This is a genomic window from Streptomyces antarcticus (assembly GCF_026627255.1).
In the GTDB taxonomy this organism is placed as follows: domain Bacteria; phylum Actinomycetota; class Actinomycetes; order Streptomycetales; family Streptomycetaceae; genus Streptomyces; species Streptomyces antarcticus.
Genome location: NZ_JAPNLM010000012.1, coordinates 1 through 15546, shown reverse-complemented (window position 1 = coordinate 15546; position 15546 = coordinate 1). Strand labels below are relative to the sequence as shown.

General features: G+C 69.1%; 16 protein-coding genes. 7 read left to right on the top strand and 9 right to left on the bottom strand.

The window, feature by feature from the left end:
• Positions 1 to 53: 53 nt before the first annotated feature.
• Entirely contained in the window at positions 54 to 395 is a 342-nt protein-coding gene (gene trxA, locus OTB16_RS19180; RefSeq protein WP_267721451.1) for a thioredoxin, read from the top strand.
• Between the two features lie 92 nt (positions 396 to 487).
• Here trxA and OTB16_RS19175 read toward each other — a convergent pair whose 3' ends face one another.
• The 9 genes from OTB16_RS19175 to rpmH form a co-directional block, all read right to left on the bottom strand.
• The gene (locus OTB16_RS19175; RefSeq protein WP_267721450.1) at positions 488 to 1105 is read right to left on the bottom strand and encodes a GNAT family N-acetyltransferase; all 618 of its coding nucleotides are present in this window, start codon (positions 1103 to 1105) and stop codon (positions 488 to 490) included.
• A gap of 119 nt (positions 1106 to 1224) precedes the next feature.
• The gene (locus OTB16_RS19170; protein ID WP_267721449.1) at positions 1225 to 2313 is read right to left on the bottom strand and encodes a ParB/RepB/Spo0J family partition protein; all 1089 of its coding nucleotides are present in this window, start codon (positions 2311 to 2313) and stop codon (positions 1225 to 1227) included.
• Positions 2310 to 3398: a ParA family protein gene (locus OTB16_RS19165; protein ID WP_269286275.1), complete on the bottom strand. Its 1089-nt coding sequence runs from the start codon at positions 3396 to 3398 to the stop codon at positions 2310 to 2312. Before OTB16_RS19165 ends, OTB16_RS19170 begins: the two co-directional genes overlap by 4 nt.
• Before the next feature lie 265 nt (positions 3399 to 3663).
• Positions 3664 to 4404 carry a 16S rRNA (guanine(527)-N(7))-methyltransferase RsmG gene (gene rsmG, locus OTB16_RS19160; protein WP_267721668.1) on the bottom strand — a complete coding sequence of 247 codons (741 nt, stop codon included), beginning with the start codon at positions 4402 to 4404 and terminating at the stop codon, positions 3664 to 3666.
• Between the two features lie 106 nt (positions 4405 to 4510).
• Positions 4511 to 5023, bottom strand: a complete 513-nt coding sequence (locus OTB16_RS19155) for a Jag family protein (protein WP_267721448.1) — start codon at positions 5021 to 5023, stop codon at positions 4511 to 4513.
• 15 nt (positions 5024 to 5038) lie between these two features.
• Positions 5039 to 6142: a membrane protein insertase YidC gene (yidC, locus tag OTB16_RS19150; protein WP_267721447.1), complete on the bottom strand. Its 1104-nt coding sequence runs from the start codon at positions 6140 to 6142 to the stop codon at positions 5039 to 5041.
• 3 nt (positions 6143 to 6145) lie between these two features.
• On the bottom strand, positions 6146 to 6427 hold the full coding sequence (yidD, locus tag OTB16_RS19145) for a membrane protein insertion efficiency factor YidD (RefSeq protein ID WP_078904056.1): 282 nt from the start codon (positions 6425 to 6427) through the stop codon (positions 6146 to 6148).
• Complete coding sequence (gene rnpA / locus OTB16_RS19140) at positions 6424 to 6798, bottom strand: ribonuclease P protein component (RefSeq protein ID WP_267721446.1); 375 nt, start codon at positions 6796 to 6798, stop codon at positions 6424 to 6426. The genes yidD and rnpA overlap by 4 nt, the downstream gene beginning before the upstream one ends.
• Positions 6799 to 6822: 24 nt before the next feature.
• Positions 6823 to 6960, bottom strand: coding sequence for a 50S ribosomal protein L34 (gene rpmH / locus OTB16_RS19135; RefSeq protein WP_267721445.1), 138 nt, complete (start codon positions 6958 to 6960; stop codon positions 6823 to 6825).
• Between the two features lie 355 nt (positions 6961 to 7315).
• Between rpmH and dnaA the strand changes: the two genes are divergently transcribed.
• The 6 genes from dnaA to OTB16_RS19105 form a co-directional block, all read left to right on the top strand.
• The gene (gene dnaA / locus OTB16_RS19130; RefSeq protein WP_267721444.1) at positions 7316 to 9076 is read left to right on the top strand and encodes a chromosomal replication initiator protein DnaA; all 1761 of its coding nucleotides are present in this window, start codon (positions 7316 to 7318) and stop codon (positions 9074 to 9076) included.
• A gap of 864 nt (positions 9077 to 9940) precedes the next feature.
• Entirely contained in the window at positions 9941 to 11071 is a 1131-nt protein-coding gene (gene dnaN / locus OTB16_RS19125) for a DNA polymerase III subunit beta (RefSeq protein WP_267721443.1), read from the top strand.
• A gap of 177 nt (positions 11072 to 11248) precedes the next feature.
• Complete coding sequence (gnd, locus tag OTB16_RS19120; protein ID WP_267721442.1) at positions 11249 to 12124, top strand: phosphogluconate dehydrogenase (NAD(+)-dependent, decarboxylating); 876 nt, start codon at positions 11249 to 11251, stop codon at positions 12122 to 12124.
• Between the two features lie 75 nt (positions 12125 to 12199).
• Positions 12200 to 13363: a DNA replication/repair protein RecF gene (recF, locus tag OTB16_RS19115; RefSeq protein WP_267721441.1), complete on the top strand. Its 1164-nt coding sequence runs from the start codon at positions 12200 to 12202 to the stop codon at positions 13361 to 13363.
• Positions 13360 to 13908, top strand: a complete 549-nt coding sequence (locus OTB16_RS19110; protein WP_267721440.1) for a DciA family protein — start codon at positions 13360 to 13362, stop codon at positions 13906 to 13908. Before recF ends, OTB16_RS19110 begins: the two co-directional genes overlap by 4 nt.
• Before the next feature lie 522 nt (positions 13909 to 14430).
• A partial coding sequence (locus OTB16_RS19105) for an ATP-binding protein (RefSeq protein WP_324290858.1) occupies positions 14431 to 15546 on the top strand: 1116 nt, incomplete at its 3' end.

The following is a 15546-nucleotide window of genomic DNA, read 5'->3' as shown; positions in this document are numbered from 1 at the left end:
CACCCGTACCAGCCCCCACCCCACACCCCGCAGGAATGAAGAAGGAGGCCGCTGTGGCCGGCACCCTCAAGAACGTGACCGACGCTGACTTCGACGCCGAGGTCCTCAAGAGCGACAAGCCCGTACTGGTGGACTTCTGGGCCGCCTGGTGCGGACCGTGCCGTCAGATCGCGCCGTCCCTCGAGGCCATCGCCGCCGAGTACGGTGACCAGATCGAGATCGTCAAGCTGAACATCGACGAGAACCCGGCCACGGCTGCCAAGTACGGCGTCATGTCCATCCCCACCCTGAACGTCTACCAGGGTGGCGAGGTCGCCAAGACCATCGTCGGAGCCAAGCCGAAGGCCGCCATCCTGCGCGACCTCTCCGACTTCGTCGAGATCAAGACCGCCTGAGTCAAGGCCGTCTGAGTCGAGACCGCCTGACGGTCACGATGTTTCACGTGAAACGGGGCCGCCCCTGGGGTGGCCCCGTTTCGCTTTCCGGATCACAGCGGGCGCAGGGCCGGCTCCTTGCGCGCCCCGCCGAGCAGCCGGTCCAGCGCCATCTCCACGTCTTCCTTCCACGACAGCGTGGAGCGCAGCTCCAGCCGCAACCGGGGATGCACCGGATGGGGCCGTACGGTCTTGAAGCCCACCGCGAGCAGGTGGTCCGCTGGCAGCAGGCAGGCCGGGCCCTCCCACCGGGCGTCCCCGAAAGCCTCGATCGCCCGGAACCCCCGGCGCAGCAGATCCTTCGCCACCGTCTGGACCATCACCCGCCCCAGACCCTGCCCTTGATACCCCGGCATGATCCACGAGGTGATCAGCTGCACGGCGTCGGGTGAGACCGGACTGGTCGGGAACGACGTGGCACGCGGCACGTACGCCGGCGGCGCGTACAGCACGAACCCCACCGGGACCTCGTCCACGTAGACCACACGGCCGCACGATCCCCATTCCAGGAGGACGGCCGAGATCCAGGCCTCCTTCTCCGGCGCCGCGGTCCCCGCCTTGACGGCGGCTTCCCCGCTGACCGGATCCAGCTCCCAGAACACACAGGACCGGCAACGCCGGGGCAGGTCCGAGAGGTTGTCCAGCGTGAGCGGTACCAGCCGACGACCCATGAGCGCATCGTATCCACAGCCCCCTGCTTCTTCGACAGGTCAGCGCGCCGGGCCGGGCACGGCGAAGGGGCGGACCACACCGGTTGCCACCAGCGCGGTCCGCCCCTGTGTCCGGGGGATCACTCCCCGGAAGTCCCCTGCTCCAGCACCCGGCCCTCGCCCGGTGCCAGCGTTCCGAGGATCCGCTCCAGATCCTCCATCGAGGCGAACTCGACGGTGATCTTGCCCTTCTTCTGCCCTAGGTCGACCTTCACCCGCGTCTCGAACCGGTCCGACAGGCGCGTCGCCAGCTCGTTGAGCGCCGGAGCCACCCGCGTACCGGCCCGCGGTCCCTTCGGCTTGACCGGGCTCAAAGGCTCCGACGCCATCAGCGTCACGATCTCCTCAATCGCCCGTACCGAAAGCCCCTCGGCCACGATCCGGTGCGCCAGCCGGTCCTGTACTTCGGAGTCGTCCACCGCCAGCAGGGCCCGCGCGTGCCCCGCTGACAGCACGCCTGCGGCCACCCTGCGCTGCACCGACGGCGGGAGCTTCAGCAGCCGCAGGGTGTTGGACACCTGCGGACGGGAACGCCCGATCCGGTCGGCCAGCTGGTCGTGGGTGCAGTTGAAGTCCCGGAGCAGCTGGTCGTACGCCGCGGCCTCTTCCAGCGGATTCAGCTGCGCCCGGTGCAGGTTCTCCAGCAGCGCGTCCAGCAGCAGCTTCTCGTCATCCGTGGCCCGGATGATCGCCGGAATGCTCTCCAACCCGGCCTCGCGGCAGGCGCGCCAGCGCCGCTCGCCCATGATCAGCTCATAGCGACCGGGAGCTGCCTGCCTCACGACCACCGGCTGGAGCAGGCCCACCTCCTGGATGGAGGTCACCAGCTCGGCGAGCGCGTCCTCGTCGAACACATCGCGCGGCTGCCGGGGGTTCGGCGTAATCGAGTCCATCGGAAGCTCCGCGAACGTGGCTCCCGCCACCGCGTTGGCTTCCTGAGGCACCGGATCCGCCTGCTCCGGAACAATGGCGAGCGGTGTTTCACGTGAAACATCGGCCTGCGGCAGCGCGGCGAGCTTCGCCGCAGCGATCCCGCGCTCCGAGGTCAGCACCGGTACCGCCGACGGCGATGTCGACCCGGCGCCGATCACCGGCGGTGTCTTCTCCTGCGGAGCCGCGGGGATCAGCGCACCGATTCCCCGTCCCAGACCCCTACGTCGCTCACTCACTGGATCCCCTCCGCCACACTCTGCGTGCTCTTCATGCCCGTGCCCAGGTGGGCGGGCTGGGCTTCGTAATGCATTCCAACCCCGCGATACGCCACCTCGCGCGCCGCCTCCAAGTAGGAGAGGGAGCCGCTGGAACCCGGGTCGTACGTGAGAACCGTCTGCCCGTAGCTCGGTGCCTCGGAGATGCGCACCGACCGCGGGATGCTGGTGCGCAGCACCTCCTTGCCGAAGTGGGTGCGCACCTCCTCCGCCACCTGCGAGGCCAGCCGGGTCCTGCCGTCGTACATCGTCAGCAGGATCGTCGAGACGTGCAGTGCCGGATTCAGGTGGGCGCGCACCAGGTCGACGTTGCGCAGCAGCTGGCCCAGCCCCTCCAGCGCGTAGTACTCACACTGGATCGGGATCAGCACCTCCGCCCCTGCCACCAGCGCGTTCACGGTCAGCAGACCCAGCGAGGGCGGGCAGTCGATCAGGATGTAGTCGAGCGGCTGCTCGTACGCCTGGATCGCCCGCTGAAGCCGGCTCTCACGCGCCACGAGCGATACCAGCTCGATCTCGGCGCCCGCCAGGTCGATCGTGGCCGGAGCACAGAAGAGGCCCTCCACGTCCGCCACCGGCTGGACCACTTCGAGCAGCGGCCGGCTGTCGACGAGCACGTCGTAGATCGACGGCACATCCGCGTGGTGATCGATGCCCAGCGCCGTGGACGCGTTGCCCTGCGGGTCGAGGTCGATCACCAGGACCCGTGCACCGTGCAGTGCCAGCGAGGCGGCCATGTTGACGGTCGTGGTGGTCTTGCCCACCCCGCCCTTCTGGTTGGCGACCACGATGATCCGGGTCTGGTCGGGCCGGGGAAGTCCCTCACCGGCCCGCCCCATCGCCTCGACCGCCAGCTGGGCGGCTCGGCCGATCGGGGTGTCGTTGTCTACAAGGGGCGGAGGCGATGTTTCACGTGAAACATCCTCCCCCGCGGATTCAGAGCGGGGACCGGGGACCGGATCGGCCATCGGCCCCGCGAGGTTGGCGTCGGACCGCACGGTGTCACTCTCCTCGGCAGCAGGCTCGCGATGCACAGAGCCTCCCATGTCACCCGGGTCGCGAACCAGCGGGGCCCGTACTCCTGTGGATGAATCCCCCGATGTGGACAACTCCGTCCCCCTCGCGTCCTTGCGGGAGCGAGGGGCCGCAGCCGCCCGACCGCGGCTGATGATTCCGTGCAGCAGAGAGCGACGTTTCACGTGAAACACGATGCCCGGACGGAGTCTTCAGGCTGCTACGACACTCCGAAATCCATACCTATAGGGCTCAACACCGGCAAAATTTCCCGGCCGAGCCCCTTGAGCACCCTGGTCAACGGCGACGACGGACGCGCCCTACCCGGGCGGCCTTAGCCCGCTTGGCCGCGAACCTCACCCCACCGGGGCTCTCTCCGACCTCGACCCGCACCACCGTCGACAGCGGATCCACGACACCCTCGCCCACCTGGAGCACCGAGGTCTTCACCACACCGAGCTTGGCCAGCGCGACCTTCGCCGCCACCAGCTCCTCGTCGGCGGTGTCGCCCTTGAGCGCCAGCATCTCCCCGTAGGGCCGCAGCAGGGGTACGCCCCAGCCGGCCAGCCGGTCCAACGGAGCGACCGCGCGCGCCGTCACCACGTGTACCGGCTGCAGCTTGCCGAGGACCTCCTCGGCCCGCCCGCGCACCACCGTGACGTGGTCGAGGCCGAGAAGCTCCACGGCTTCCTGAAGGAAGGTCGTCCGCCGCAGCAGCGGCTCAAGCAGCGTGATCTTGAGATCACGCCGCACCAGGGCCAGCGGGATGCCCGGCAGCCCGGCACCCGAGCCCACGTCGCACACGGTGACGTTCTGTGGCACCACTTCCGACAGCACAGCGCAGTTCAGCAGGTGCCGCTCCCACAGCCGCGGCACCTCGCGTGGCCCGATCAGGCCCCGCTTGACACCCGCATCGGCCAGCAGCTCCGCATAGCGCACAGCTTCCGGGAAAAACTCACCGAACACCGCGCGCGCCTCTTCAGGCGCCGGGGGAAGCTCAGCTGCCTCCGTCACGGGGACCGTCCTTCCGTACCGCATGGTTCTGAAGAACCACGTCTTCAAGATGGTGCGTTATTCACATGCCAGGCTGACAAACATCGGCCCCGCCTGCGACACAGACGGGGCCGAACACTCGCGCTACCGGTCAGGCGGGGAGTACCACGACGAAGCGCTGCGGCTCCTCGCCCTCGGACTCGCTGCGCAGGCCGGCGGCCGCCACCGCGTCGTGGACGACCTTCCGCTCGAACGGGGTCATGGGCGCCAGCTTCAGGGGCTCACCGGACGCCTTCACGTCCAGCGCGGCCTGGGCGCCCAGCGCCGCCAGCTCCTCGCGCTTCTTCGCGCGGAAGCCGTCGATGTCCAGCATCAGCCGGCTGCGGTCACCGGTCTCCCGGTGCACGGCAAGGCGCGTCAGTTCCTGGAGAGCCTCCAAGACCTCACCCTCGCGGCCCACGAGCTTGTGCAGGTCGCCGGTGGCCGAGTCGCTGACGATCGACACCGCGGCCCGGTCGGCCTCGACGTCCATGTCGATGTCCCCGTCCAGGTCGGCGATGTCCAGGAGACCCTCGAGGTAGTCGGCCGCGATCTCGCCCTCCTGCTCGAGGCGGGTCAGGGTGTCGCCACCCTCAGCGGCGGCGGTGGTGGTGCCTTCCGTCACGGGAGGGACTCCTTCTTACTTCTTGGGAGAGGGCTTGGTGGGCGTCTGGCGCTGCGATTTCGACTGGCGCTTCGGCTGCTGCCGCTTCGCGGCACCGCCGCTCGCCGCGTCGGAGTCTGCCGTGGCCTCGACACTCTTGGACACGGAACCGTCCGGCTGGGCGGCCAGGCCCTGCTTCGTCAGCGCGTTGATGAACTTGCGCTCGTTGTCGTTGCGGTCCGGGCCCTTGGCCACGATCCCCGCGACGATCTTCTTCTTGCTACGGCCCTTGACGTCACCGTTCGCGCTGATGTGCTTCAGCAGACGGGTCAGGTACTGGTCCTGCGCCATGCTGCCCGGCGTCGGGTTCTGGTTGATCACGTACATCTGCTGACCCATGGTCCAGACGTTCGTGGTGAGCCAGTAGACGAGGACACCGACGGGGAAGTTGATGCCCATGACCGCGAAGATCAGCGGGAAGATGTACATCAGCATCTTCTGCTGCTGCATGAACGGCGTCTTGACCGACAGGTCGACGTTCTTCTGCATCAGCTGGCGCTGCGTGTAGAACTGCGACAGCGACATCAGGACGATCATGACGGCGGTCACGATGCGCACGTTGGTGATCGAGGCGTCCAGGCCGGCGACCTTCTCGGCGCTGTCCGTGAACTTGGCCGCCAGCGGGGCGCCGAAGATGTGCGCCTGGCGGGCGCTCTCCAGCAGCGACTTGTTGATGACGCCGATGGTGTCGCCGTTGGCGATGCTGGCGAGCACGTGGTAAAGCGCGAAGAAGAACGGCGACTGCGCCAGGATGGGAAGGCACGAGGAGAGCGGGTTGGTACCCGTCTCCTTGTACAGCTTCATCATCTCTTCGGACTGACGCTGCTTGTCGTTCTTGTAGCGCTCCTGGATCACCTTCATCTTCGGCTGGAGCGCCTGCATGCCACGCGTCGCCTTGATCTGCTTCACGAAGAGCGGGATCAGGCAGATACGGATCAGGATCACCAAGGACACGATGGACAGGCCCCAGGCCCACCCACTGTCCGGTCCGAAGACCGCGCCATAGACGCTGTGGAACTGGACGATGATCCACGAGACGGGTGTGGTGATAAAGCTGAACAGACCGGCAATCGTGTCCACTAATCAGGCTCCTTGAGCATTGCGAGATCTACGCAACGCACTGCGCAGCTGCTCGTGCCAACGCGGGCGTTTACGGGGTGGGACGTGGTCCACGCCGCCCGGGGACCACGGATTGCACCGCAGGATCCGCCAGGCGGTCAGGACCGTCCCCTTCACCGCACCATGCCGGTCGATGGCCGCGTACCCGTAGTGCGAACACGAGGGGTAGTACCGGCACACCGGGCCGAGCAGCGGACTGATCGTCCACTGGTACAGCTTGATCAAAGCGAGCAGCGGGTACTTCATCGAGCGACGCCTCCCAGGAGCCGCGTCAGAGCGGCATCCAGGTCCCGGGCCAGTTCGTCGGGGCCGGCGTCACCCGCTCCGGGCAACGCACGCACCACCACCAGGCTACCGGCGGGCAGCTGGGACAGCCGCTCGCGGACAAGATGGCGCAAACGGCGCTTCACCCGGTTACGGACGACGGCGTTGCCCACGGCCTTGCTGACGACGAAACCCGCACGCGTCGAGGGATCGATCTCCCCCGACTCGTGCGGGTCCGTTGCACCGCTGGTACGTAGGTGTACGACGAGGAGCGGGCGACCGGCCCGACGCCCTCGGCGTACCGCGCTCGCGAAGTCCTCGCGCCGCCTCAGCCGATTTTCGGGAGACAGCACGACGTCACGACCTGCGCTTATCGGTTACGCGGAAAGGGTGGCGCGGCCCTTGCCACGGCGGTTCGCCAGGATCGCGCGACCGGCACGGGTACGCATCCGGAGACGGAAGCCGTGGGTCTTGGCACGACGGCGGTTGTTCGGCTGGAAGGTGCGCTTGCTCACTCGGGGGCTCCAGAGAATGAATCGTTGTGGCGGGACATCGCCTGGCTGTCACCGTGCGCCCACGAAGGAAATTCGCGTGACCGCTCGAGTGGCACCGCAAACGATCACGACTCGTGATCTTCGCCCATCGGTAGGCAGGCGGCAGCAGCCATCGACAACTCGACCTCGTTACGGTACGCGCGGCTACGCCATCCGGTCAAACCGAGGCGGCGGTGCCCCACACTGTGCACAGGCTGTGGACAACGACTTGAACCGTACCCGTCGCCCTGACTACCGTTGACTGACCCCGGATTTTTTGCCCCGACCGTCCCAAAGAACCACACATTCGTGGGACCCCCGTGAGAGAGCGTGCTCTGTGGCTGACGTACCCGCCGATCTTGCCGCAGTGTGGCCAAGGGTGCTTGAAAAGCTCCTCGGGGAGGGACAGCCGGGGATCGAACCCAAGGACAAGCAGTGGGTCGAGCGGTGTCAGCCCCTGGCCCTCGTCGCCGACACCGCCCTGCTCGCCGTCCCCAACGAATGGGGCAAGCGCGTCCTCGAAGGCCGCCTCGCCCCGCTGATCAGCGACGCACTGAGCCGTGAATGCGGCCGCCCCATCCGCATCGCCATCACCGTGGACGACTCCGCGGGCGAGCCCGCGCCCCCCGCCCAGCCCGTCCAGCAGCGCGAAGGATACGAGCCGTACGGCGGCCAGCGCTCCGGCGGCGGCTCCGACGACCAGCTCCCCACCGCCCGCCCCGCCTACCCGGACTACCAGCAGCCGCGCCCCGAGCCCGGCTCCTGGCCCCGCGGCGGACAGCAGGACGACTACGGCTGGCAGCAGCCGCGCCTCGGCGGCTTCCCCGAGCGGGACCCGTACGCCTCCCCGCAGCCCGGCTACCTCCAGCAGTCCGAGCCCTCGGGCTACGACCAGGGCTCGTACGAGCAGCAGAAGTACGAGCAGTCCCCGTACGAGCCCCAGCAGTCGCGGCAGTCCCATCAATACGAGCAGCAGAAGTACGAGCAGCCGGCGCCGCGCCAGCCCCAGGGCCGGCCCTCGTCGCCGGGCTCGTCCGGCGGCTCGACCTCGGGCCCGCTGGAGCCGACCGCCCGGCTGAACCCCAAGTACCTGTTCGACACCTTCGTCATCGGCGCTTCCAACCGCTTCGCGCACGCCGCCGCCGTGGCCGTCGCCGAGGCGCCCGCCAAGGCGTACAACCCCCTCTTCATCTATGGCGAGTCGGGCCTCGGCAAGACCCACCTCCTGCACGCCATCGGGCACTACGCGCGCAGCCTGTACCCGGGAACCCGCGTGCGGTACGTGAGCTCAGAGGAGTTCACCAACGAGTTCATCAACTCCATCCGCGACGGCAAGGGCGACGCCTTCCGCAAGCGGTACCGGGAGATGGACATCCTGCTGGTCGACGACATCCAGTTCCTCGCGAGCAAGGAGTCGACGCAGGAGGAGTTCTTCCACACCTTCAATACGCTCCACAACGCCAACAAGCAGATCGTGCTCTCCTCCGACCGGCCGCCCAAGCAGCTCGTCACCCTGGAGGACCGGCTCCGCAACCGCTTCGAGTGGGGCCTGATCACCGACGTCCAGCCGCCCGAGCTGGAGACCCGTATCGCGATCCTTCGGAAGAAGGCCGTCCAGGAGCAGCTCAACGCCCCGCCGGAGGTACTGGAGTTCATCGCCTCCCGCATCTCGCGCAACATCCGCGAGCTGGAGGGGGCGCTGATCCGGGTCACGGCCTTCGCGAGCCTGAACCGGCAGCCGGTCGACCTCGGCCTCACCGAAGACGTCCTCAAGAACCTCATCCCGGGCGGTGAGGACAGCGCGCCCGAGATCACCGCCTCGGACATCATGGCGGCCACCGCGGACTACTTCGGGCTGACGGTGGACGACCTCTGCGGGTCCTCCCGCAGCCGGGTCCTGGTGACCGCCCGGCAGATCGCCATGTACCTGTGCCGGGAGCTGACCGACCTCTCCCTGCCCAAGATCGGGGCGCAGTTCGGCGGACGCGACCACACCACCGTCATGCACGCGGACCGCAAGATCCGCGCCCTGATGGCCGAGCGCCGCTCCATCTACAACCAGGTCACGGAGCTCACCAACCGCATCAAGAACGCCTGAGACGGGCCCGCGGGAGCGGTGCCAGGGCCCCTTCACACGCACACAGAGGGCGCTTCCGGACCACAACGGGGGCGCCCTTCTTCGTCCGCGCGCCCCTGGCCTGTTCGAATACGCCCCCAACGGAGCAAGTCATCCACAGATTCACGGACTTTCTTCCGTCCACAGCCTGGGGACAGGATCCGTCACCCACAATCTGTCCACAGGGGCGCGGGGTGAGGGGTCATCAGGGCAGGTCAGCACCCTGTGGAATTGTGCACAAACGTCATCCACAGGCTGTGGACAAATATTTCGTCCACAGGACTTTCCACGCCTCTGTCCACCGGCGGCCCACAGCTTCGCCGATCCTGTGCACAGGATCCGAGGACTTCTCCACACCGTTGTCCACTGTTCGGCAACGCGCCACCCCTTCTCACCGCCCCGAGTGAAAGCGGTCACACGGAGGTGGACGTTTGGGTTGTGGAGTACCGGGGGAAAGCTGGGGACACACCTGTGGAGTAGTGGGGCTCTCCTGGGGACAGCCTGTGCAGAACTTTTCGTTCTCCACAGGGACACCGGGTTGTCCACCGGTGCCGCCCACAGGCCCGGTGGATAAAAAAAGGGGTCTGACCTGCGGAAACGGTTTTATCCACTGTATCCACAGCCCCTACTACTACCCCCATAGAGAGTTAGCTCGGATTCGGTTTTCAAGCGGGTCCTGTGCACAACTCGGCGGACGGGCTCGCCGACACCTCGCTCCCGACTTGACCGCCGGCCGCACCGACTGTCGGCGCCGTACGTCAGACTGGTCCCCGGCATCGGTCGAGGCATCGACGAGCCGACGACGAAGGCCGGCAGACGAGCGAGCAACAGCAGGAGGCGGTTCCGGTGAAGATCCGGGTGGAGCGCGACGTACTCGCGGAGGCGGTGGCCTGGACGGCCCGCAGCCTCCCGGCCCGGCCGCCGGTCCCCGTTCTCGCGGGCCTTCTGCTGAAGGCCGAGGAGGGCAAGCTGAGCCTCTCCGGCTTCGACTACGAGGTCTCGGCCCGGGTCTCCGTCGAGGCGGACGTCGAGGAGGACGGCACGGTCCTGGTGTCCGGCCGGCTGCTCGCCGACATCTGCCGGGCCCTCCCCAACCGGCCGGTGGAGATTTCCACAGACGGTGTACGGGCGACCGTGGTCTGCGGCTCCTCGCGGTTCACACTCCACACCCTGCCTGTGGAGGAGTACCCGGCGTTGCCGCAGATGCCGACCGCGACCGGCACCGTGCCCGGCGAGGTCTTCGCCTCCGCCGCCGCCCAGGTCGCCATCGCCGCCGGCCGTGACGACACGCTGCCCGTGCTGACCGGCGTCCGCATCGAGATCGAGGGCGACCGGGTCACCCTGGCCTCCACCGACCGCTACCGCTTCGCGGTCCGCGAGTTCCTGTGGAAGCCCGAGGACCCGGAGGCCTCCGCCGTGGCCTTGGTGCCCGCGAAGACCCTCCTGGACACCGCCAAGTCCCTGACCAGCGGTGACACCGTCACTTTGGCGCTCTCCGGCTCCGGCCAGGGCGAGGGCCTGATCGGCTTCGAGGGCGCCGGCCGCCGCACCACCACCCGGCTGCTCGAAGGCGACCTGCCGAAGTACCGCACGCTCTTCCCGACCGAGTTCAACTCCATCGCCGTGATCGAGACCGCCCCGTTCGTCGAGGCCGTCAAGCGCGTGGCCCTGGTCGCCGAGCGCAACACCCCCGTCCGGCTCAGCTTCGAGCAGGGCGTGCTCATCCTGGAGGCCGGGTCCAGCGACGACGCACAGGCTGTGGAGCGCGTCGACGCCAAGCTCGAGGGCGACGACATCTCGATCGCCTTCAACCCGACCTTCCTGCTGGACGGCCTGAGCGCGATCGACTCGCCCGCCGCCCAGCTCAGCTTCACCACGTCCACCAAGCCGGCGCTGCTCAGCGGCCGCCCCGCGGTCGACGCCGAAGCGGACGAGGCGTACAAGTACCTGATCATGCCGGTGCGCCTCTCCGGTTGATTCTTCACAGGTCAGGCCCGGTTTCGCAGTCCGCGGGACCGGGCCTGACCGCGTTCCGCGCCCCGTGCGCCCCATGAAGCCGCGAAGCGCGGCCCGGCGTAGGCTCGGGGCCGGGGGTGTCTCCGGGAAGCAGGGGACCCCCGGTACAGACGGCCACAACGCTTAAGGAACCACCTGATGGAGCTTGGTCTCGTCGGTCTCGGCAAGATGGGCGGCAACATGCGCGAGCGCATTCGCCGCGCAGGCCACACCGTCATCGGATACGACCGCAGCCCGGACCTCGCCGATGTCCACAGCCTGCGGGAACTCGTGGACAGCCTGCAGGCCCCCCGCGTGGTGTGGGTGATGGTCCCGGCAGGCGCGGCGACCCAGTCCACCGTCGACGAACTCGCCGAGCTGCTCTCCCCCGGCGACGTCGTCGTCGACGGCGGCAACTCGCGCTGGACCGACGACGAGAAGCACGCGGCGGAGCTCGCCGCCAAGGGCATCGGCTTCGTCGACTGCGGAGTCTCCGGCGGCGTCTGGGGCCTGGAGAACGGCTACGCCCTCATGTTCGGCGGCGCCGCGGACGACGTGGCCCGCGTACAGCCGGTCTTCGACGCCCTGAAGCCCGAGGGCGAGTTCGGCGCCGTACACGCCGGCAAGGTAGGCGCGGGCCACTTCGCCAAGATGGTCCACAACGGCATCGAGTACGCCATGATGCAGGCCTACGCCGAGGGCTGGGAGCTCCTGGAGAAGGTCGACTCGGTCACCGACGTCCGCGAGGTCTTCCGCTCCTGGCAGGAAGGCACCGTCATCCGCTCCTGGCTGCTGGACCTGGCCGTGAACGCCCTCGACGAGGACGAGCACCTGGAACAGCTGCGCGGCTTCGCGCAGGACTCGGGCGAGGGCCGCTGGACCGTGGAGGCGGCGATCGACAACGCCGTTCCCCTGCCGGCCATCACCGCCTCGCTCTTCGCGCGGTTCGCCTCGCGCCAGGACGACTCCCCGCAGATGAAGATGATCGCCGCGCTGCGCAACCAGTTCGGCGGCCACGCGGTCGAGAAGGTGTAGCAGCACCACAAGCCCCACAGCACCACAGCACCACAGAGCACAGAACAGCAGGAAGCCGGGGGAGGTCGGCGCCGCATGCATGTTTCGCATCTCTCGTTGGCCGACTTCCGCTCGTACGCCCGGGCCGAGGTACCCCTCGACCCGGGCGTCACCGCTTTCGTGGGGCCCAACGGCCAGGGCAAGACCAATCTCGTCGAGGCGATCGGCTATCTGGCGACCCTCGGCAGCCACCGGGTCTCCTCGGACGCCCCGCTCGTGCGGATGGGCGCGGAGCGGGCGGTCATCCGCGCCGCCCTCACCCAGGGCGAGCGCCGGCAGCTGGTCGAGCTGGAGCTGAACCCGGGGCGGGCGAACCGGGCCCGGATCAACCGCTCCTCGCAGGTCCGGCCGCGGGACGTGCTGGGGATCGTCCGTACGGTGCTGTTCGCGCCGGAGGACCTGGCCCTGGTCAAGGGCGATCCGGGGGAGCGGCGGCGGTTCCTGGACGAGCTCGTCACCGCGCGCTCGCCGCGCATGGCGGCGGTCCGGTCCGACTACGAGCGGGTCCTCAAGCAGCGCAACACCCTGCTGAAGTCCGCGGCGATGGCCCGCCGGCACGGCGGCCGCTCGATGGACCTGTCCACCCTCGACGTGTGGGACCAGCACCTGGCGCGCACGGGCGCGGAGCTGCTGGCGCACCGCCTGGACCTGATCGCGACGCTGCTGCCGCTGGCGGACAAGGCGTACGAGCAGCTCGCGCCCGGCGGCGGCCCGCTCGGCATGGCGTACAAGTCCTCGGCGGGCGCGGCGGCCGAGTCGGCCGAGTCGGCCGAGGCCGTGGACGGCGGCGCCGCGCGGACCCGTGAGGCGCTGTACGAGGCCCTGCTGGCAGCGCTGGCCGAGGTGCGCAAACAGGAGATCGAGCGGGGGGTGACCCTGGTCGGCCCGCACCGCGACGACGTGCTGCTGCGGCTGGGCGAGCTGCCGGCGAAGGGGTACGCCAGCCACGGGGAGTCGTGGTCGTACGCGCTGGCGCTGCGCCTGGCCTCGTACGAGCTGCTGCGCTCGGAGGGCAGCGAGCCCGTGCTGATCCTGGACGACGTCTTCGCGGAGCTGGACGCGCGGCGCCGGGAGCGGCTGGCGGAGCTGGTGGCACCGGGCGAGCAGGTCCTGGTGACGGCGGCAGTGGACGATGACGTTCCGGGCGTGCTTGCGGGAGCGCGGTTCGGAGTGTCCGGCGGTGAGGTGACCCGGCTGTGAACGATCAGGGAGACGGCCCCCGGGCCGGCCAGGAGCCGCGCAAGGTTCCGGAGGCGTCCGGGGTGGACCTGGCCCGCCAGGCCCTGGCGGCGGCGCGCGAGCAGGCGCGTGCCCGTGGCAACGCGGCGGGCGGTGGCCGCAGGCGCCAGCACCAGCCGGGGCTGCGCTCGGGCGCGCGGGCGGACGGCCGGGATCCGATGCCGCTGATGGCGGCGCTGGACCGGCTGCGCACGGAGCGCGGCTGGGAGATGCCGATGGCGGTGGCGGGAGTGATGGAGCGCTGGCCGGAGATCGTCGGCCCGGACATCGCCGCGCACTGTGAACCGGAACGCTACGAGGACCGTGAACTGGTCGTGCGGTGCGATTCCTCGGCGTGGGCGGCGCAGCTGAAGCTGCTGGCCCCGCAGCTGGTCGCGCGGCTCAACGCGGACCTGGGGCAGGGCACGGTACGGATGATCAAGGTACAGGGCCCCGGCGGACGGCCCAAGGGGTACGGGCCGTGGCGGGCGCCCGGGAGCAAGGGCCCGGGGGACACCTACGGCTGAGCCGGCCTCCCGGCCCGTGCCGACGGCACACTCGGCGGGGGCGGCCCTCGGCGGGTTCGGCCACCGTCGGCGGCGCGCATCCGGTCCCGGCGGCCCGCATCCGGTCTCGGCGGCGCGCCTCGGCGGCCCGCCGAGCCGGTCACCCGCCCCCGGTCCCCCGCCCGTTTCCCTGTGCGGGAGGGGCGGTAGGCGGTGCCGCGTGCCGCCGGAACCCGGCCCTGGGCGGCGGTGCGCGCGTGGCGTCCCTCACGGTAGCGGGAGGTTGACAGCCCGAAGCGCTGGACGCCCGTGTGAGCCTCTTTGAGCCCCTTCCCGTATATGGGGAGTCGGAGAGAGGAGGTTCAGGGCGGCACATGCGGACTCAGGTACCGGCAAACCCCCATTCATGTCGGCGGTACCGGTAGACTGGAGCCAATCCCGCCCGATCGCGGGATCCCGTCGACTTACGCCGACAACACGCTGACAAACGCAGATCGACGCAGCCGCTCCCGCTCGCATGCCTGCTGGCCCGGAGTACGGCCTGTGCTGTGCCAGAAAGGGCGCTTCGTGGCCGATTCCGGCAACCCCAACGACAAGAACGAGTCCACCGCCGGCGGCGAGGCCGCCGAGGCAGGTGGATCTTCGTATACCGGAAGCAACATCCAGGTCCTGGAGGGCCTGGACGCGGTCCGCAAGCGGCCCGGCATGTACATCGGATCGACGGGTGAGCGCGGTCTGCACCACCTCGTCTACGAGGTCGTCGACAACTCGGTCGACGAGGCGCTGGCCGGGCACGCGGACACCATCGACGTGACGATCCTCGCCGACGGCGGGGTGAAGGTCGTCGACAACGGCCGCGGCATCCCGGTCGACATCGTGCCCTCCGAGGGCAAGCCGGCCGTCGAGGTCGTGCTGACCGTCCTGCACGCGGGGGGCAAGTTCGGCGGCGGCGGCTACGCCGTCTCGGGCGGTCTGCACGGCGTGGGCGTCTCCGTCGTGAACGCGCTGTCCAAGCGGGTCGCGGTCGAGGTCCGGCGTGACGGCTTCCGCTGGACCCAGGACTACAAGCTCGGCGCCCCGACCGCGGAGCTCGCGAAGAACGAGGAGACCGGCGAGACCGGCACGTCGGTGACGTTCTGGGCCGACGCCGACATCTTCGAGACGACCGAGTACTCCTTCGAGACGCTCTCCCGGCGCTTCCAGGAGATGGCCTTCCTCAACAAGGGCCTGACCCTGTCGCTGACGGACGAGCGGGAGTCGGCGAAGGCGACGGTCGGCGCGGACGACCCGGACGTGGACGCGGCCGAGCCCCCGGCGCGCACGGTGAAGTACCACTACGAGGGCGGCATCGTCGACTTCGTGAAGTACCTCAACTCGCGCAAGGGCGAGCTGATCCACCCGACGGTCATCGACGTCGAGGCCGAGGACAAGGAGCGCATGCTCTCGGTCCAGATCGCGATGCAGTGGAACTCGCAGTACACGGAGGGGGTCTACTCCTTCGCGAACACGATCCACACGCACGAGGGCGGCACGCACGAGGAGGGTTTCCGTGCGGCGCTGACCGGGCTGGTGAACCGTTACGCGCGGGAGAAGAAGTTCCTGCGGGAGAAGGACGACAACCTCGCCGGCGAGGACATCCGCGAGGGTCTGACGGCGATC

Bases quoted from the DNA above. Each gene is read 5' to 3' on its own strand.
- OTB16_RS19175 (WP_267721450.1), bottom strand. From the start codon at position 1,105: ATGGGTCGTCGGCTGGTACCGCTCACGCTGGACAACCTCTCGGACCTG.
- OTB16_RS19165 (WP_269286275.1), bottom strand. From the start codon at position 3,398: ATGGGAGGCTCTGTGCATCGCGAGCCTGCTGCCGAGGAGAGTGACACC.
- rsmG (WP_267721668.1), bottom strand. From the start codon at position 4,404: ATGCGGTACGGAAGGACGGTCCCCGTGACGGAGGCAGCTGAGCTTCCC.
- yidD (WP_078904056.1), bottom strand. From the start codon at position 6,427: ATGAAGTACCCGCTGCTCGCTTTGATCAAGCTGTACCAGTGGACGATC.
- gnd (WP_267721442.1), top strand. From the start codon at position 11,249: ATGGAGCTTGGTCTCGTCGGTCTCGGCAAGATGGGCGGCAACATGCGC.
- recF (WP_267721441.1), top strand. From the start codon at position 12,200: ATGCATGTTTCGCATCTCTCGTTGGCCGACTTCCGCTCGTACGCCCGG.